Origin of the sequence: Bifidobacterium sp. W8110 (assembly GCF_016101375.1) — a bacterium.
Lineage (GTDB): Bacteria > Actinomycetota > Actinomycetes > Actinomycetales > Bifidobacteriaceae > Bombiscardovia > Bombiscardovia asteroides.
Window position 1 is genome coordinate 150,446 of record NZ_JACFQO010000002.1, and the last position, 17,524, is coordinate 167,969.

Genomic DNA, 17,524 nt, shown 5'->3' on the forward strand with positions numbered 1-17,524 from the left:
ACTCGGTGATTTGTCGTACTGAACAGCGTTACTGTTCACTGTGGTCGGCCTCGTGTTGTCTGTGCGCTATGCGAGTAAATAGCCATCGGGTTATTGCTGGAGATATTTCAGGGGTTCTTCGTGAGTTGGATCCGTCTGTAATTGTCTGCGATACAGCATGATGAGTGCATGACTGTAGCGACTTTATTGGATAAATAACATATAGCGAAGTGTGGTGTGAGTATTTCTTGGGATTATGAAACTTATGGGTAATAGCGAGTTACATATCAGAACTGCGTACCACGCTCAAGTTACTATTAACCACATGCAGAAGCTATTTGAAACCGGACCTGATATCTGGAAGCAACTTAATGGCTTGAGCAAACGGCAGTGTCGTTTGATTATTTCCGCAGTCAACTACCATTCATTGATGCAGCCCAACCGAGAACTCCTCTATCGGATCTACATGGGTGAGGACTGGCAGTATCCCCGCTTAACCGATACCTCGACCCTGAATGGTTCGCTGACCAAGGATGCTGGTCTTAAACCAATGATCGAGTTCAAAGCCAGGTCCGTATCCAAACCCAAGACGGCCTTCACGCCTCATTACTTTGACCTGCATCATCAGATAGTCGACTGGAATGAGCGCTACATACTTTTGACTCCGGACGATGCTACGGATATGACGGTCAAGAGCCGGCATCTATCATCCCGACTGCCTATGCGAAACCAGATTTACAATTACTGTGAGTTCCATTTCCCTCTGCTGTTCGATCAAATACGTGAACTGCTCAGGAAGATTCGTGAAAAGGCGAGCTATAAAGATATTAGGGTATATCATCCTGAATCAATTAACGAGTTGTTCGCTCATAAGGCCATACATCACCCCTATCAGCCTGTTGAACCAAGCCAACCGGATTCTTCGGCTCCCAAAGCTGTAATCATAGCCATGCATTGGCTACAGCCCGGAGGAGCTGAGCGTTGGGCCATGGAAACAGTGGCTCTTGCCCGTAAGGCAGGGTTCTTGCCCATCGTCATTACCAATAATGACAGTCATCAACCTTGGATTGTAAGTAAGGACTTGGATGATGCCCTCGTCATTAATCTAACCTTTCCGGCACAAGAAAGTATTGGCGACGTACCGCTGCTCAGGGCATTGTTTGAGCAATACAATATTCGCGGAGTTATGATTCATCACAATCAGTGGATGTACGACCGTCTCTGGTGGATTAAGCGGTATTATCCGAGTACGTTCATTGTTGATTCTCTGCATATTCTTGAATACCACGATCGGGGTGGGTACCCGAACCAAAGCGTGAGCCGCGACCCATATATTGATTTGCACCATGTCATTTCACCCCAGTTGCAAAATTGGTTGGTAAATCGTCATGGAATAGCAGAGGAAAAAGTGGTCATGGCACCTTTGGTCGGTCTAACCGCCGACCAAATGCATCCGAGGTATAAGGATCGGGTGCAGCGGGATGTCTTCCACGTGGCCTTCGTAGGGAGAATGACCAGGCAGAAGCGACCTGAGGCTTTTATCAACGTTGCCAGAACACTAGAACGTCATCATCCCGGCTGTTTCCGATTCATCATGCATGGCAGTGGCGATATGGATTCGGAAGTGTCCAAGCTTCTCAAGAAGTACGGCCTGGATAATGCCGTAGAGCGCCGTGATGTCTCTCGGCCGGTTTCCGAAACTTATGATTGGGCAGATGCCCTGCTCGTTACTTCGATTAACGAAGGCATTACCCTTACGACCATTGAGGCCATCAGTCGGGGTATGCCTGTGTTGAGCGCCGATGTCGGCTCACAGTCGACCTTGGTTCCATCTCAGGGGCTGTTGCCACGACAATCGCTGGAGCTGGTCAGGCAGGCTGATCGATCCTTGCGACGGATGGATGATAGTGAAGAGGACCGCAGGCGGTTGTGGGAGGTTGAGCTGGAAAGGCTCCAGGAGTTTTCGAGGAAGGAATCAGCTGACTCCTTCTTCACGCGAATGTTGGGAGAATGGGCAAAGTGATAAATACTCCAGTTAACCAGCAGAATGTGGCCGCCGTTGTTGTCACTTTCAACCGTCTTGCGAAATTGAAGAAGGTACTTGCCTCCTTGGAGGCGCAGACCCTTCTGCCCAAGGCCCTGATCATCGTAGACAATGCTTCGACGGACGGGACAGCGGATTACTTGGATGAATATAAGAATTCATTTCCGCTAGAGGGCAGGACAGAACTTCGTATTGTCACTCTGGCGGAAAATGTCGGTGGGGCTGGTGGTTTCTCTGCGGGCATGCGCGAGGGATACCGAATGGGTGCGGATTACGTCTGGATTTTCGATGACGATGGCTATCCCGCCCCGGACGCCTTGGAGAAATTGCTTCAGGGATATGAGCGTGCCGCTACGGCCTTCAGCCCAGATATTCCCTTTGCGTGCTCCTTGATCAAATATATTGACGGAACCATCTCGGAAATGAACAATCCTGAGCCAACCTGGGATTGGGGCAGGCTCCGCGCTATGGGGCTTAGGGATCTTGTGCTGATCAATCAGGCATCTTTTGTATCGGTACTCATACCACGTTGGGTCATGGAGGCTTACGGTCTGCCCTACAAGGAGTACTTCATCTGGTTTGACGATGCCGAATATACACGGCGCATCAGTGGAGACTGCCCCGGAGTTCAGGTTCTCGATAGCGTAGTGGTGCACGATATGGGCGAGAACAAGGGAGTCAATTTCTCGATGATCAACGAGAAGAATGCCTGGAAATTCGCCTATGGTATTCGCAATCAGGGATCTTATAGATTGCATCACAAGAGTCTGGTGCATTATTTGCTCTTCTGCGCCCAGGTTAGGTATGCCATGCGCTTTGGGGGAGTTGATAAGAAGTTGCGTTGTCAAATGTACAAGAAGATGGTCGAAGCAATACGGTTCAACCCTTCGATTGATTATCCGCAACTATAAGCGGTCCAGAGGGAATTTACATGGCTTTGGTGGAGGATAGAGCGCGATTCGGCAAAACGCGATGTCTTTTGTCTGTGGGCATTGGAATCCTTGCGGCCCAATCCCTGACGTTTAGGAACGTGGATTCTTCGGCTTTCGATAATTTCGGCAATCTGGCGGCACTGGGCTTAGACTCCATTGCCCAGGTTGGCCAGGTGGGTTCTGCCGCACTTGCCGTGGGAATAGGGTTTTTATTTTACAAACTTTATCCTGAATTTGAAAAAGCAGAAAGGCGGAATCGTCTAACGGCTTCCATCGTTGCCTGCTTTTTGGCTTTCACTGTTGTTCTCCCTCGGCTAATGAAGCAGGCAATCACGCCTTTTAACTCCTATCCAAACTATTTGGGCGGTGTACCTCGATGGCAAGAACCTATTTTTTGGTTGGTGGCACTTGTTCAAGTGTTGTCTATAGGTTCCGCACTTGCTGTCGGCATTTGTTGGTTAATGCACAAGGCGGCTGATTTAGGTGAATCCGGAAAACCCGAGGATGGGGATGCCATTACTACTCCAGGGCACGACAGTATCTGGGGAAGAGGGGCCCGACTATTTGATGGTGCATCTGGTCATTTGGTTTTAGCCACTGTTGCCATGGTCCTTTGTTGGACACCAATGCTAATAATCCAGGGGCCCGCGAAACTTGGCCTTGACACTATGGTCCAATTGATCCAGTTTCGTACCGATCATGTCTGGGATCCCATAATGATGGTTGAATTGCCAGGGTATGCGGGACAGGATCATCATCCTTTTGCGGATACCTACTTGTATGGGTTTTTTGATGAGCTTGGATTGTGGCTTGGCCATGAGATTCTCGGCTTTTGCTTTCTGATTGTGCTGCAAAGTATTGCAACCGCATTTGCTCTTGTGGTGTCTTTCATCTGGCTTAGAAAGCGCACTAATCTTCCGGACTCCTGTGTCTGCATCTGCTGGTGTCTAGCGGCTTTTTTGCCGGCCTTCCCCATGTATATGAGTACGATAGTCAAGGACTCGACCTGGATTCCAATCTTTTTGTTGTGGCTTGTCGCTTTTTTTGAAGCTCTCTATCGATGCGGCAATCATCAAGCAATCGGTTGGAAATTGGTGACGTGCCTGATAGTGCTGGGCGTGCTTTCTGGACTAACTAAAAAAACTGGTATTTACGTCACAACCCTGTCGCTCTTGCTGCTAATTATTTTTCTAAGAAAACAAATCATTTCCTTGTTTCTGTCTATGTTAGTTCCAGCTGTGCTGGTGATGGGATTTGTGCCGATGGTGGTCCTTCCTGCCTTGGACATCGCACCTGGAGGGCCTCAGGAGGCTCTTTCTGTTCCTATTCAGCAGCTGTCGAAAGTAGCAATGGTCCATAAAGATGAATTGTCCGAATCTGACCGACAGGCAATCGATAAAGTTGTGGACATTAAGCGTATGGAGCCGCAATGGAGGGACAGCTCAGCCGATTACGCCAAGCATTATGGGTACAAGATAAATTCGAGCTCTGAAGACAGGATACAATTCATCAAGACTTGGGTCCGGCTTTTCTTCCATTACCCCAAGGATTACATTGCCGCAGTACCGTACTTGGTAGATTCATTTGTTTTTGGTGATACCTATTATTACAGCGGCCCTGTGCGTTGTGGTTGGTGGGAAGCCGGTGGCTATAAGATACTTCCGGGGTACTCTGAATGCAAGCCCAGTTATACGCAGGAAAAGATCGGCATTCCTTTAAATGATGCTTTGAATAAGCTACCCCCATTCTCCTTCCTGGGCAGTGAAGCTTTATATACGGTATGGCTGCCTCTGATGGCTATGGCGCTTATTGTGGCGAACAAACGGTACCGAAACATGCTGTATCTAATTCCCAGCGTTGTGAACTGGTGCAGTCTGCTGTTATTGGCTGCGAGTAGTTCCAGATATTCGCTCTGCTTCCTTTTCATGTTTGCGCTGACGATTGCAGTGCCATTCGTCAAAGTGGAACGTCATGAGTTGCATCTTGAGCATGCAACACCAGCTAAAAAATGACCTATCAGCTCTTATGGTCAGGTCCTTGAATTCGTTGAACCTTGCCAATGATGAGATTCCGCAAAGGGTAGGCAAGCATTCGGTCAATGAGCATGGCTATTGCATCAAGAACTGCAAAGGTCAACAGGCCAGTGATTATGAAAATCAGGATTTGGCTGATTTTGCCTGATATGTTTGGTAGCCAAGAGGCGACGACACCCCAGATGAATCGGAAACCGAATGTGTTCTCATGCAGGAGGTAGACACCGAAGGTCCCTGCTGAAACCTGCAGTAGGAAAGTGCTCCATCTGTGCGGGAGGCGGAGCTGCGGAAGCCGACAGGCTGCCGCAAAAAGGCAAAATGCGATGCAGACAGGCAGTATTTGCAGGCCCTCATGGATTTGTGCCGTCCAGGTCAGTCTCTGTGCCCAGTAGGATTCCGACAAGACAAAATGATTGAACCCCAGCATGAGTGCTGTGCATAAGACCGTGCAGATGGCCAGCGCACCATTTGATATGGCGTGCAACGAATCTCGGTAGGTCTGGATATAAGCGCCGATGATGTATCCCAGAACGGCATATACTACGTTGTTCCAGTGATTGGCTCTGCCGAAAAACAGGGGCCATGTACCGATGAACATGAGAAGAGCGATCAGCGCAAGAATCTGCTTCCGGGACATGTGCGCATATACAGTATTGATGAATGGGCTAAGAAGCAGCATGAGAATATATGCATCTATAAACCAGTAGCTGTTGTACAAAAATGGGAATAAACTCCATAGGACTGTATCCAGGGTCTGGGAACCAGATAGCAGCTCATTGGTGCCAAAGGGCAGGGGTCGGAATTGCTTGGCAATAATTGCAATTACCAGGCATAGAGCTGCATAGAGAAACATCTGGAACCAGGTCGAGAAAATTCGCCGCCATGAAAACTGCTTCTTGACAAGGAAATATCCTGAGATCATAAAGAAGATTGAAACGCCAACCTGACCGTACTGTACGATGGTGAAGCTGATCGCGGATTTCCATCCTGGAAACATGGGTAACACGATGCGTGAGGTGCCGTTGGTGAAATCAACGTGGATGATCATATGACAATAGACGACCAGCAGCATTGCCAATATGCGCAGGAGTTCGATATTGAGGTTGCGGGCTGATCGGCCTGTTACCTTATCCGGTTGAGACATCACTATGATCTCCCGTCGAGCTGACATGAATATGTCACAGGATAATGCTTGGTGCCTACCTGAAGCAGTGACTGAAAAGTGTCAACAAGCCGTTGTTATTTGTGAGGATGCAGAGATGGAAGGATATCTTTCACGGCTGTTTGGTAGTCTGTACGTTTGTGAGAAGCATCGTAGATAGATTACGCCAGCGATACCACTATTCGTTGGTTATCCTGCGTGAACTTGTCAAGACCGATTTCAAGCTCAGGTATCAGGGATCCTTCCTTGGCGTGGCCTGGTCGGTCCTGCAGCCCTTGATGCTCTTCGTGGTCATGTATCTGGTCTTCGCCAAATTCCTCAGGATGACCGATGGCACGCCGACCTATCCCGTCGTGCTGCTTCTGGGCATAAGCTCCTGGCAGTTCTTCAACGAGTCAACTTCCATAGGCCTGCGTTCTATTGTGGATCGTGGCGACCTCCTGCGTAAGGTGCATTTCCCCAATTACATTGTGGTCGTGTCGGCCACCATGGGGGCGCTGATCAGTTACGGCATCAACCTGATCGTGGTTCTCATCTTTGCCATCTTCTGCCGGGTGCATTTCACTTGGAGGGTTCTGTTGCTGCCCATTAGCGTATTCCAGCTGTATATTCTGGCTTTGGGCTTCACGCTGATCATGGCTACCATGTACGTCTACTTCCGTGATGTGTCGCATATCTGGGACGTTTTGCAACAGGTGATCTTCTATTCCATTCCTGTCATCTATCCTCTGACAGCGGTGTCGGGAATCCACCATTGGTGGGGCCCCGTCGTAGCCAAGCTGCTCCTGCTCAACCCCATTGCGCAATCCATCCAGGATATCCGGCATTCGTTCATCGCTCCGGAAACCACTCCGACTGTGTGGAATCAGGTCGGCAATCCATACATAACCATGATCCCCATCCTGCTCACCGTGATCATGGTGGTGCTGGGTGTATGCGTATTCCGTAAGTACAATCACAAATTCGCCGAGGTGATGTGATGAGCAAGGCTGGGGAAGCAATCCGTCAGAAAAAAGACGATCGGCCCGTGGTCCTGTCAGTGGAGCATGTGGACAAGGTCTTCCGGCTGCCTACCGAACAAGCCACAGGACTCAAACAGGCCTTTATCAACTGGACCCGAGGAATCAAGGGATACAAGGAGCAGCAGGTGCTGCAGGACGTGTCCTTCCAGGTGCGCCGGGGCGACTTTTTCGGAATTGTCGGACGCAATGGCAGCGGCAAGTCAACCCTGCTCAAGCTGATTTCGGGCATCTACTATCCTGAGCGCGGCCATATCTCTTATACAGGCAAACTGGTGCCCTTTATCGAATTGGGCGTGGGCTTCAACCCGGAGCTGACTGGTCGCGAGAACGTCTACTTGAACGGAGCGCTGCTGGGATTCACCCGCAGCGAGGTCGATGACATGTACGATGACATCGTGGATTTCGCTGAGCTGGGCGAGTTCATGGATCAGAAACTGAAGAACTACTCCAGCGGCATGCAGGTGCGCCTGGCTTTTTCCGTGGCCATCAAGGCCCAAGGCGACATACTGATCCTGGACGAGGTCCTGGCGGTCGGCGATGAGGCCTTCCAGCGTAAATGCGATGATTACTTCACCGAAGTCAAGAAGGATCCCAGCAAGACGGTCATCCTCGTCACCCATGACATGGGCGCCGTGAAGAAGTACTGCGACAGGGCAATCCTGATCAAAGATGGCCATGTGGTGATCAATGGCGACAAGGATGATGTAGCCAATCGATACACCTTGGAGAATCTTAAGAATACGGACCAACAGTCCGATACTGATAAGTTGGGTGAGAACGAGTATCCAACTGGTCTTAGCGCCCAGGTCCCCACCCTGCGTTCCTACCCGGTATCATCGTCGGTCTGCAAGAGTTCAGATATCCTCCGCTTCGATGTGGAATACGAATGTGCACAATATGACCATCTCTATATGGCTATTGCCATGCACGACACCCGACGCGGCGGTATTGCCTATGACACAGGTTCCATTCCTTTGAAAGGTTGTGGTCATCGAATAGTGCATTGCTCGATGCCATTGAACATTTTCAACAATGGCGAGTTCCGTCTTGTCGTTTCCTTGCGCGTCAATGATTCCGGACAGACGGATAAAGATGCTCCGACGCAGATGATCGCATTTACTAGCGATGAAAATTCGTGTGTCTTTGCCATTCGTGACAAGCGGAATAGGGACTATGCGATGCTGAGCGATCGCGGTCTGCAAATCAAAGTGCTGGGCGGGGAATCCCTATAGCTGATTGTCATGTGTGCCTCTTTCTCAAAAGTCAGGAATTTATAGGCTGATATGGGCCGAGCAAGCATGGATACTTCTGATAAGGTCTGCTCTCTAATCCTGATTGCCGACGTATAGGGTTGCGTACATTGTCTGATTGCTTATGGTTCCTGCTGACCTCTATACCTTTGGCCTCTATGCCAGAGCTTCAGTGAGAATGCCGTCATTATGGTTCCATGGTGTGGATGTGCAAGGTTCCATGAATGTGTGAAGGATTTATCAGTGGGCACGAGCTGACCCAGGTCTGGTTTGGCATGTCTGGCAGTGTCATCGGCTTCGAACTCGCTCATTGCCGACCTCTACACTGAGACGAGCAGTACGAATTTGAAAAATATTGGAAAATATTTGTTTTATTCATAAGGTTCCCATGTGCAGTGAGCCGAATGTATGATCGATCTCGGTAGGATTAATGCAGAGAATAATGGTAATTCCGTCACCGTAGCACGTGAGAGTTCCTGTGACTTGGCAGTATAGGCCACAGATTGATACATCTATGCGTTGCTCTCAGACGAGTGGGAACGGGTACTTGGTGATGAGCGAGGGTAAGAAGTTTGAACGTCATGCGGACAGAGTCGGCGGCTGTGAATCAAGCGGTCCCTCATGCCTGATGGTGACGGGGGGTGCCGGATTCATCGGCACGAATTTTGTGCGCTATGTGCTGGCCCGGCATCCCGACACGCACATCGTGGTGTACGATCTGCTCACCTATGCAGCCAAGATGGACAACCTCCATGGCCTTATTCCCGATCGGATCGACATGGTCCATGCCGATATCTGCGATGCCGAATCCGTGGATCGTGCCATCCGCCGGTTTCGTGTTGATGCCATCGTTAATTTCGCAGCCGAATCGCACAATGACAATTCCATCCAGGATCCGGCGCCCTTTATCAGGACCAATCTCTATGGCACCTATGTTCTGCTGGAGGCGGCCCGTCGCCACGACCTGCGCTTCCATCAGGTGTCCACTGACGAGGTTTTCGGCGATCTCGACTTCGATGATCCGGACCGCTTCACTGAGACCAGCCCCTACCGGCCATCGAGCCCATATTCGGCCACCAAGGCTGGGGCTGACCATCTGGCGCGAGCTTGGTGTCGCACCTATGGGACCCGGGTCACCATCTCCAACTGCTCCAATAACTACGGCCCCTATCAGCACATCGAGAAGTTCATTCCACGGCAGATCACCAACATCCTGTCAGGAATCCGTCCGCGGATTTATGGGCATGGTCGAGCGATCCGGGATTGGATTCACGTGGAGGATGATTGCCGGGCCATTTGGAGCATCCTGGTCCATGGAGCGCCCGGATCGACCTACCTTATCGGCGCAGATGGCGAGTTGAGCAACATGGAGGTGCTCAGGATGATTCTGCGCCTCATGGGGCGCCGGCCCGACGAATTCGATTTGGTGGCAGACCGCCCTGGAGGTGATCGTAGGTATGCCATCGATGCCGGAAAGATACGGTGGGAGCTCGATTGGCAGCCTCTGCACCGAGATTTCGAGCAGGGTCTGGCAGAGACAATCGACTGGTATCGTCGTCACCGCAGGTGGTGGGCGGATGACAAGCAGGCGGTCGAGGCCCGCTATCGGGAACAGGGACACTGATATTTGTGGCTGTACCACCCCTGGATGTAAACTAGCCGCGTTACCGTCGTGGTCAGAGGATTGTTCTGCCACTGGTGGCGTGCAATACACCCTCCTGTCACGGAAGGTCCGTGACCTGTAAGTCCAAAGGAGGTGGGTGATGTCTGCGCATAAGTATGAATTGATGTTCATTGCCGATCCGGCCATGGATGAGCGCTCGCTGAAGAAGCTGACCGACCAGTATCTCGAGGTGGTCACCAAGGAAGGCGGCTCCGTCGACAACATCGACGTCTGGGGCCGTCGCAAGCTGGCCTATGAGATTGACAAGCACAAGGAAGGCAACTACGTGGTGGTCGAGTACACCTGCGAGCCTTCCGCCAGCGCTGAGCTTGATCGTGTGCTCAACCTGAACGAGTCCGTCATCCGCACCAAGATTCTTCGCAAGGATGACAAGTAAGCAAATAACAAAAGGACGTCGAAGCGTCGGCTGACATTCACGCCCCGCGTCGAAGGTCCAAGGGTGCGGGATTCGCCCCAGCAGGCCCATTCCCAAGTCCTCATTCCGAGGAAAGGTCGTGACATGGCGGGAGATACATACATCACCGTGGTGGGTAATCTCACTGCGGATCCGGAGGTGCGTACGACCTCCAACGGAGGCACGGTGGCCAACCTGACCATCGCGTCCACGCCCAGGCAGTTCAACAGGAACTCGGGGCAGTGGGAGGACGGCGACTCGCTCTTCATGCGTTGCTCGGCCTGGGACTCCACATACAGTCCCATGGCCTCCAACATTCAGGCCAGCCTGACCAAGGGCATGAGGGTGATTGCCCAGGGTCGTCTGGTGCAGCGCTCCTATCAGGATCGTGAGGGCAACAACCGCACGGTCGTGGAGCTGCGTTTGGACGAGATTGGACCCGCACTGACACGGAATACTGCCCAGGTCACCAGGAACGCCAACACTGGTGGCGGTGGATCCCGTGGAGGCTTCGCCGGCTCCAACAACGGCGGCTACCAGGGTGGGGCATCCTACCAGGGTGGCGCCGGCGCGGCATCGGCCCCCATGGGTCGTCAGCAGCCGGCGCAGAACCAACAGGCTCCCGCTCAGGATCCATGGTCATCGACCGGATCCGGCGATTCCTTCGGATCCTTCGGGTCCACCGGCGAGTTCGGTGGTTCCGGGGACGAACCCGAATTCTGAAGTTTCATAGCGTCATCATTCATTTAAGGAGTACCAATGTCACGTAAAAGGCCGCAACCGCCGGTCAAGCCCTTCAAGAAGAAGCCAAATCCTCTGAGGGCCGCCAAGATTCATACCATCGATTACAAGGACGTGGCTCTGCTGCGCAAGTTCATCTCCGACCGTGGCAAGATTCGTTCCCGCCGTATCACTGGCGTCACCGTCCAGGAGCAGCGTGAGATTTCCAAGGCGATCAAGAACGCCCGCGAGATGGCCCTGCTGCCTTACGCCACCAACGGTCGCTGAGGGAGGTCCGGATTATGGCAAAGGAAACCAAGGTTATTCTGACCGATACCGTGACCGATCTGGGCCACAAGGGCGACGTTGTCGCCGTCAAGCCTGGTTATGCGCGCAACTTTCTGATTCCTCAGGGCCTGGCTTTCGCCTGGTCCAAGGGCGCTGCTGCGCAGATCGAGTCCCTGCAGCGGGCCCGTCGCGCTAAGTCCATGGCCACCCGTGAGGATGCCGTGGCTGCTAAGGCCGCCATTGATGGGCAGACCGTCGAGATTGCTGCCAAGGTGTCCGATTCGGGCAAGCTCTTCGGCGGCATTTCCAACGATGCCATCGCCCAGGCTCTTCGCCCCCTGGCCGACGTGAATCCCCGCGCCATCTCCGTGGAGACCATCAAGGCCACCGGCGAGTTCCCGGCCACCGTAGCCCTGCATCCTGAGATTTCGGCCGCTTTCACGGTCAAGGTCGTCGCAGAGTAGCAAACCTGGGGTCGGTGTTGGTTTCCAACTCGCCGACCCCGATCATCCCCATAGCGATTCTTTTGAAATAGGGACCAGGGCTTAAGCAGAAGGCCTTCCCGCAGCAGATCATGCGCGGGAAGGCCTTCTTATGTATTACAGCGGATTATTCAATTTAGAAATTGCCGCCGTTCCAGCCCCAGTCAGTAGTGGCCGTGTAACGGATGTAGGTGCGGTCCTTAGGAATGGACAGTTCCGATTCCAGCGTGTCCATGATGGTCTTGGTCAGGCTTTCCCAGGCGGTCTTGGGCACGTCGCTGCCGAAGACGTTGACCTCCACATATGCTGCGGGCTTGCTGTCGTCACCACCGAAGTAGATGGGCATGTCCGACTCGAAGGGACACATGAGCCAGCCTTCGGACTTGCCGGGGACGGCGGTGATGGCCTTGCCATAGGCGGTCTTGATCCGCTCGCGCTGTTCGGCGGTGATGGGTGTGCTCACATGAGTGTGGATAACGGGCATGATGCTTCCTTTCCTGTCCGTCAGGCATGATTAATCAGAATGATTCGATCCGCCTGACGGATGGCTGACTATTCCCGTCCCATAGTAGCCTCGACCGGGTGGAACGAGCTCAGCGCCAGCCGAAGGGACGATGACGCAGGGACCAGGCTCCTAGACGATGGGCCACCGAACGCTTGTTGACAGGTTTGTCGGGCGCGGGTGCGTCCAGCAGCCACTTGCGGATCAGGAAGTTCCAGATGGCCACTACCACGGTGGCCGTGATTTTGGCGATATTTGAGTAGAGCAGATAGCGGGCGTGCATGGTGGTGATGGCATCCGATGGCAGCATGGCGGTACCCAACCATAGGATCACCTCGTTGATTCCCAGACCGATGACCGAGGAGACCAGGAAGACCGTCATCTCCATCCACCGGGCCATGTCCTCCCGATGTTTGAAGACGTAACGCATGCTGGCCAGATAGTTGAAGACCAGAGAGATCAGGAAGGAGATGGCTCCTGCCAGGACATTGTTCAGGTGTGGCCCCATGATCAGCAGGTTCATGATGCCGATGTCAATCAGAAAGGCGATGACGCCCACGATGCCGAACTTGAGCAGCTGTCCGATTAATCTACGCACGGTAGCCCATTCAATCATTCCTCCTGTGCTGTCAGGGTACCAGGAGCCGCTTGTGTGCAAAAGCCTTACGTTACGCCCTCAGGCGGGCAGCTCGGTCAGAATGGGCTCCTCGGTGCTGTTGCGGATCTGACGGAAGCCTACAAAAGCGATGGCCAGCGAGGCCAGAGCCAGGGTAGTGACTACACCGAATCCGCCCTGGGATCCGTAGCGGTCGATGAACTGCCCGGCCACAGCCGAACCGGCCGAAGACCCGATTGAATTCATGGCGCTCAGCCAGGCCATGCCTTCGGTGAAGCGGATGGGTGGCACCAGGTGGAGCATGAGCTGGTTGCCGTTGATCCAGGTTGGTGCCTGGCAGACCCCGATGATCAGATAGATGACCATGATGGTCCACAGATTCCTGGCGAACATGAAGGTTCCGATGCCCAGGTTGACCACCAGCAGGCAGAAGTAGAAACGCTTCCAGAGGGGGATGGTCCAGTTTTTGGCCCCGTACAGCAGGGCACCGACCAGGGAGCTGAAGGAGAAGCAGGCGAAGACGAACCCGGTCATCTGCTTCATCCCCTGCTCGGTGGCGAAGGCGATGATGGAGATGGATGCTGCGCTCTGGAAGGCTCCCAGACCGAACCAGGTGGCGCAGACGGCAATCATGCCGGCGCTCCAGAAGGCGCTGCTGCGGTCGTTCCTGCCCTCCTGTGCCCGCAGATGAGACACCTGCTGAGCCTGCCGCTCCCGGTACTCCTTGCGGGTGATCCCTTGGGCGCGGGCCATGTCCGTCTGCGAGGGCGGCTCGGTTTCCCGGCAGGAGAGAAACATAAAGGCTCCGACCAGCACGCAGATCCCGGTGAAGGAGAAAGCCAACACGCCTGAAATGACCGCCAGTATGGAAGCCAGTGGATTACCGATCACCCACATGGCCTCGTCGAAGACGCCTGAGAGGGACAGGGCCTGGTTGGTGGCCCGGTGGTCGCCTCGCAGCAGATGTGTCCACCGGCTGCGGCTCATGGCGCCCCAGGGCGGAATGGCTGCCATGAAGGGGGTGACCAAATAGAGCACCCAGGTGGGAGCGTGGGCGGTGATGGCTGTGATCAGGACCGTGGCGGCCACAACCCAGACCAGAACCGTGGGGATGGAGACCTGTCGCTGGCCGAACTTGTCAACCAACTTGCCCAGCATGGGGCTGACCAGGGCCAGGGCCACGGCTTGGATGGCGGTCAGTGCTCCGGCCAGGGAATAACTGCCGTAGTAATGCTGCACCGAGATGGTGATGGTCATGCCCACCATGGGGAAGGGCATGGAGGCAATGACCGATCCGACTGCGAACCGCGCCGTATGAGGCAGTCGCAGAAGCGCTGAGTATCCTCCGAAGACTCTGTGACCGGCTTCGACCAGAGCCGCCTTCAGTTGCCGTGGCATGGGCTGTTCGTCTCGCTTTCCCTGGGTGTTTTCACGGTCCCGAAGCATGTTTTCCACAAGACCTTCTAGACGCACGAAAAGGAAGTGGGGATGCTGGGGGGACTGCTACAGTGGTAACCATATTGGCGCCTGATCGGTGCCATTCGGATAGTGATAATTCTACCCCCCGCCATGGTCACTTAAGGGGCCCGTCGGGGAGCTTGGGAGGTGGGTCGTGCCTGCGACGACCATTCATTTCGTCCGTCATGGCCAGGTTGATAATCCCGATCATATTCTCTATGAGCGATTGCCGGGATTCCATCTGTCTGACAGAGGCAGGGCCATGGTCGATGCGACAGCCCGCTTTATGGCCGAGGCTCCCGGCATGCGCAATCTGGAAGCCGTCTATTCCTCACCACTGGACAGGACCAGGGAGACCACGGACATCCTGCTTGAGCAGATCAATCCCGCTCGTGTCCGGCACGGATTGAAACCGTTGGAGCCTATCTACGACCGTCGTCTGATCGAGGCTGGCAATGAATTCCGCGGCAAGCGCGTCGGGCACGGGCAGGGGGCCCTCTGGAGACCCTCCAACCTGCGGCTGATTCTGGATCTGCGCCGTCCCAGCTGGGGGGAGTCCTATCGGCAGATCGCCCGGCGAGTGGGGGATTTCGTCCGGCAGGTGGTCCGCAGCCATCCTGACGCACAGGTTCTCGCCGTCTCGCACGAATCGCCTATCTGGTCGTATCGTCATCTTTTGGAGACCGGCCATCCCGAGCACAATATGCTCCTTAGAGCCACTGCCTTGGCTTCGGTGACCTCCATTACCCTGGACTGTGAAACCGGCAAATTGCTGGGAATCGCCTACGCGAACCCGGCGGCAGGCGTGTAAAGACCGCTTGAGCGGCCTAGGATAGCTGGGGATACTGTCGTGGATGACTGTCCGAGAACCCGATGAAGGAGTGTGATGATCATGGTGGATGTACAGGCGGGCGCGGATGCAATAGCCGGACGGCCCACTGTGGCCGAGGCGGCTGAACAGGGGGCCAGGCTGGTCGACCTCTGGCCCTTGACGAGTGCCGAGCATCTGGCCAACGACGCCAAATACGCGGAGGACCTGCAGGTGCGCATCAGCATGGTGCTGGCACAGCTGATGACGGGTGAGGATGTGACCATCCCCGACGCTGAATATGTCTATGAGGGCGCTGAGGATATCCCCGGTCGTCCCCAGGATTTAGTGGATGCGCTCATGGCGGCCAACGATGCCATCGAGGCGGCTTCACAGGCGCAGGACGACCAGTCCCGGATGCTTGCGGATTTGGCCGAAACCTTGGGCAGCGGCTGGGACCAGGCTCGGCGGCAGGATGTGGTTGCGGGTGCGGCCAAGGCTGAGCAGTCCCTGGACGATCGGAACAAATCTCCCGAATCCCCTCAGAACAAGGAGGGGGTGGCCCAGGCCCTGGCTATGGGTCTGGAGATATGCCGGGACTTGCTTCAACGCGCAGGCGCTGACCCTGACCATGCTGCAGCCGCCGCGCCGGTCCTGGTCTATGTCAATGAGCTCAACGAGCGACTGGGCATTCCCCGGGCCTTCCTGTCTGACGAGGATGTAGTCCGTGCCTTGAAGGTGCTGGATGATCCCCAGGCTTTCGCCGACCTGCTGGCCCCTCTCGTGGGCGCTGAGTGGGACCATCATCGTCAGGAGGTGCTCTGGGACCCCGAGGAGGCCAAGCGCAAGGCCAAGGAGGACGACGAGCGTAAGAGCCGTGAAGCCCTGCAGGCCAAGTTCGCCCATGTGCCCGAGGATCCCAACAAGCCTCCTGTGGAGCTTTAAGACCTCCTGCCCTTCGCCTTGGCATCGGTCAAGGCGAAGGGCAGGGTGGATTCAGCGATCGAAACGGGCTCCTCGTGGATCGCTGGGTCGGGCCAGCAGAATGATCCCGGCGACTGCTCCGGCGATCATGATCAATGCGCCCAAGCCAAGCAGGGAGAGCGAGGACCCTGGATGTCCGTCGATGATAGCCACGATGGCGAAGACCAGAGGGATGCCACCCACCAGCTCGCTTATGAAGGGCAGGAGTATCCAGAATCCGGACATGTTGGTGTCGTGAAGTCGCCGTATGCCTACGGCCAAATTCGGTATGAAAAGTCCAAGGGCGACCAGGAAGGATAGGATCCGTCCCACAAAGACGGATCCTGAGGTGATGATCGAAATCGCAAAGTCGATGAGGAAGATCATTAGAAAAACCCACCAGAATTCCCCGCGGGAGGCCCTCCCGGAGAAGACGGAATATTTGACGAAGAAACGCTTGCAGGCGTTTACGAAGTCAATGCCGTACCAGGGTGCGTTCAGCGGAGGCTCGCCGTTGAAACCGGCATCCGCATAGGGATAGGCCGGATACTGAGGGACCTGAGGTCCGGGATGGTACCCTGCCTGATATCCCGATTGGTAGCCTGCCTGCGACCAACCTTCAGGCGATTGATAAGAGTTGTCCGATGCATAGCCAGACGGCGGGGTCGTACCATTGGGCTGGCCATTGGCCTGGCCGGGATTCGGAACTTGACCGTAGGGTGCCTGCTGCTGTCCGTAGTACTGCTGTTCATTGGACTGTTGACCATAGGGTTGTTGCTGGTTGTAGCCTGACTGTTGAGCCTGTGGCTGTTGACCGTATGGCTGCCCTTGATATGGCTGTTCCCGGCGGTAATCGTCGGCAGGTCTTTGCGTTTCCTCGATCGGATGGTAGATGTTGCTCTGATCCGAGGCTGCCGGCGCATAGCCGGATTGTCCTGGTTGGGGCTGGTTCGGGTAGGCTGTGGGTCCTGAGCCGGATCCGTCTGCGGGATTGTTCCGGGGCCAGCCGTAGCCCGGACCCTGATCAGCTGAACCCTGGTCATTGGGGGCCTGGTTCACACTGTTCGTATCGTCTGTATGGCTCATGGTATCGTCCCTCTCATCTTCCGTTAATTATTCCGGATCTGACTTCTTCGTATATCCCTATTATGGCAGGCCTGCTCTTCTGCTTGCCGGTCATGGATAGC

Annotated in this window: 17 protein-coding genes; 12 read left to right on the forward strand and 5 right to left on the reverse strand. The window is 54.4% G+C overall.

Annotation, left to right across the window (positions count from 1 at the left end; translation table 11 throughout):
* Nucleotides 1-244: 244 nt before the first annotated feature.
* Genes H3T88_RS03780 through H3T88_RS03790 form a run of 3 tightly spaced genes read left to right on the forward strand, consistent with a single transcriptional unit; the run spans nt 245 to nt 4,967 of the window.
* On the forward strand, nt 245-2,002 hold the full coding sequence (locus tag H3T88_RS03780) for a glycosyltransferase (protein WP_015021301.1): 1,758 nt from the start codon (nt 245-247) through the stop codon (nt 2,000-2,002).
* Complete coding sequence (locus tag H3T88_RS03785; protein ID WP_198203624.1) at nt 1,990-2,934, forward strand: glycosyltransferase family 2 protein; 945 nt, start codon at nt 1,990-1,992, stop codon at nt 2,932-2,934. Before H3T88_RS03780 ends, H3T88_RS03785 begins: the two co-directional genes overlap by 13 nt.
* 20 nt (nt 2,935-2,954) lie before the next feature.
* Nucleotides 2,955-4,967 (forward strand): DUF6020 family protein, encoded by a 2,013-nt coding sequence (locus H3T88_RS03790; RefSeq protein ID WP_198203625.1) that lies wholly within the window; start codon nt 2,955-2,957, stop codon nt 4,965-4,967.
* Nucleotides 4,968-4,971: 4 nt separating this feature from the next.
* On the opposite strand, the gene H3T88_RS03795 is transcribed toward H3T88_RS03790, so the two are convergent.
* Nucleotides 4,972-6,132 (reverse strand): acyltransferase family protein, encoded by a 1,161-nt coding sequence (locus H3T88_RS03795; protein WP_198203626.1) that lies wholly within the window; start codon nt 6,130-6,132, stop codon nt 4,972-4,974.
* A gap of 158 nt (nt 6,133-6,290) precedes the next feature.
* Here H3T88_RS03795 and H3T88_RS03800 point away from each other — a divergent pair, with 158 nt between their 5' ends.
* From H3T88_RS03800 to rplI, 7 genes are all read left to right on the forward strand, one after another.
* Nucleotides 6,291-7,130 (forward strand): ABC transporter permease, encoded by an 840-nt coding sequence (locus H3T88_RS03800; protein ID WP_033511263.1) that lies wholly within the window; start codon nt 6,291-6,293, stop codon nt 7,128-7,130.
* The gene (locus H3T88_RS03805) at nt 7,130-8,404 is read left to right on the forward strand and encodes an ABC transporter ATP-binding protein (protein WP_015021306.1); all 1,275 of its coding nucleotides are present in this window, start codon (nt 7,130-7,132) and stop codon (nt 8,402-8,404) included. The genes H3T88_RS03800 and H3T88_RS03805 overlap by 1 nt, the downstream gene beginning before the upstream one ends.
* Before the next feature lie 571 nt (nt 8,405-8,975).
* Nucleotides 8,976-10,046 (forward strand): dTDP-glucose 4,6-dehydratase, encoded by a 1,071-nt coding sequence (gene rfbB, locus H3T88_RS03810; protein WP_415873728.1) that lies wholly within the window; start codon nt 8,976-8,978, stop codon nt 10,044-10,046.
* A gap of 139 nt (nt 10,047-10,185) precedes the next feature.
* Entirely contained in the window at nt 10,186-10,482 is a 297-nt protein-coding gene (gene rpsF, locus H3T88_RS03815; protein WP_015021308.1) for a 30S ribosomal protein S6, read from the forward strand.
* 123 nt (nt 10,483-10,605) lie between these two features.
* Nucleotides 10,606-11,223, forward strand: a complete 618-nt coding sequence (locus tag H3T88_RS03820) for a single-stranded DNA-binding protein (protein WP_015021309.1) — start codon at nt 10,606-10,608, stop codon at nt 11,221-11,223.
* Nucleotides 11,224-11,259: 36 nt separating this feature from the next.
* Entirely contained in the window at nt 11,260-11,508 is a 249-nt protein-coding gene (rpsR, locus tag H3T88_RS03825) for a 30S ribosomal protein S18 (RefSeq protein WP_015021310.1), read from the forward strand.
* A gap of 14 nt (nt 11,509-11,522) precedes the next feature.
* Complete coding sequence (rplI, locus tag H3T88_RS03830) at nt 11,523-11,972, forward strand: 50S ribosomal protein L9 (RefSeq protein ID WP_015021311.1); 450 nt, start codon at nt 11,523-11,525, stop codon at nt 11,970-11,972.
* Between the two features lie 154 nt (nt 11,973-12,126).
* Here the strand turns inward: rplI and H3T88_RS03835 are convergent, their stop codons facing one another.
* The 3 genes from H3T88_RS03835 to H3T88_RS03845 all read right to left on the reverse strand — a co-directional run bounded on the left by H3T88_RS03835 (nt 12,127) and on the right by H3T88_RS03845 (nt 14,506).
* Nucleotides 12,127-12,474, reverse strand: a complete 348-nt coding sequence (locus H3T88_RS03835) for a phenylpyruvate tautomerase MIF-related protein (protein WP_198203627.1) — start codon at nt 12,472-12,474, stop codon at nt 12,127-12,129.
* Nucleotides 12,475-12,583: 109 nt separating this feature from the next.
* On the reverse strand, nt 12,584-13,090 hold the full coding sequence (locus H3T88_RS03840; RefSeq protein WP_110417105.1) for a GtrA family protein: 507 nt from the start codon (nt 13,088-13,090) through the stop codon (nt 12,584-12,586).
* A gap of 78 nt (nt 13,091-13,168) precedes the next feature.
* Entirely contained in the window at nt 13,169-14,506 is a 1,338-nt protein-coding gene (locus H3T88_RS03845) for an MFS transporter (protein WP_198203628.1), read from the reverse strand.
* A 214-nt stretch (nt 14,507-14,720) separates the two neighbouring features.
* Between H3T88_RS03845 and H3T88_RS03850 the strand changes: the two genes are divergently transcribed.
* Nucleotides 14,721-15,377 carry a histidine phosphatase family protein gene (locus H3T88_RS03850; RefSeq protein WP_015021315.1) on the forward strand — a complete coding sequence of 219 codons (657 nt, stop codon included), beginning with the start codon at nt 14,721-14,723 and terminating at the stop codon, nt 15,375-15,377.
* Nucleotides 15,378-15,452: 75 nt separating this feature from the next.
* Nucleotides 15,453-16,319 (forward strand): hypothetical protein, encoded by an 867-nt coding sequence (locus H3T88_RS03855; RefSeq protein ID WP_198203629.1) that lies wholly within the window; start codon nt 15,453-15,455, stop codon nt 16,317-16,319.
* A 51-nt stretch (nt 16,320-16,370) separates the two neighbouring features.
* On the opposite strand, the gene H3T88_RS03860 is transcribed toward H3T88_RS03855, so the two are convergent.
* The gene (locus H3T88_RS03860; RefSeq protein ID WP_198203630.1) at nt 16,371-17,423 is read right to left on the reverse strand and encodes a DUF805 domain-containing protein; all 1,053 of its coding nucleotides are present in this window, start codon (nt 17,421-17,423) and stop codon (nt 16,371-16,373) included.
* Nucleotides 17,424-17,524: the final 101 nt, after the last annotated feature.

Bases quoted from the DNA above. Each gene is read 5' to 3' on its own strand.
- H3T88_RS03780 (WP_015021301.1), top strand. From the start codon at position 245: ATGGGTAATAGCGAGTTACATATCAGAACTGCGTACCACGCTCAAGTT.
- H3T88_RS03785 (WP_198203624.1), top strand. From the start codon at position 1,990: ATGGGCAAAGTGATAAATACTCCAGTTAACCAGCAGAATGTGGCCGCC.
- H3T88_RS03790 (WP_198203625.1), top strand. From the start codon at position 2,955: ATGGCTTTGGTGGAGGATAGAGCGCGATTCGGCAAAACGCGATGTCTT.
- H3T88_RS03795 (WP_198203626.1), bottom strand. From the start codon at position 6,132: ATGTCTCAACCGGATAAGGTAACAGGCCGATCAGCCCGCAACCTCAAT.
- H3T88_RS03805 (WP_015021306.1), top strand. From the start codon at position 7,130: ATGAGCAAGGCTGGGGAAGCAATCCGTCAGAAAAAAGACGATCGGCCC.
- rfbB (WP_415873728.1), top strand. From the start codon at position 8,976: ATGAGCGAGGGTAAGAAGTTTGAACGTCATGCGGACAGAGTCGGCGGC.
- rpsF (WP_015021308.1), top strand. From the start codon at position 10,186: ATGTCTGCGCATAAGTATGAATTGATGTTCATTGCCGATCCGGCCATG.
- H3T88_RS03820 (WP_015021309.1), top strand. From the start codon at position 10,606: ATGGCGGGAGATACATACATCACCGTGGTGGGTAATCTCACTGCGGAT.
- rpsR (WP_015021310.1), top strand. From the start codon at position 11,260: ATGTCACGTAAAAGGCCGCAACCGCCGGTCAAGCCCTTCAAGAAGAAG.
- rplI (WP_015021311.1), top strand. From the start codon at position 11,523: ATGGCAAAGGAAACCAAGGTTATTCTGACCGATACCGTGACCGATCTG.
- H3T88_RS03835 (WP_198203627.1), bottom strand. From the start codon at position 12,474: ATGCCCGTTATCCACACTCATGTGAGCACACCCATCACCGCCGAACAG.
- H3T88_RS03845 (WP_198203628.1), bottom strand. From the start codon at position 14,506: ATGCCACGGCAACTGAAGGCGGCTCTGGTCGAAGCCGGTCACAGAGTC.
- H3T88_RS03855 (WP_198203629.1), top strand. From the start codon at position 15,453: ATGATCATGGTGGATGTACAGGCGGGCGCGGATGCAATAGCCGGACGG.
- H3T88_RS03860 (WP_198203630.1), bottom strand. From the start codon at position 17,423: ATGAGCCATACAGACGATACGAACAGTGTGAACCAGGCCCCCAATGAC.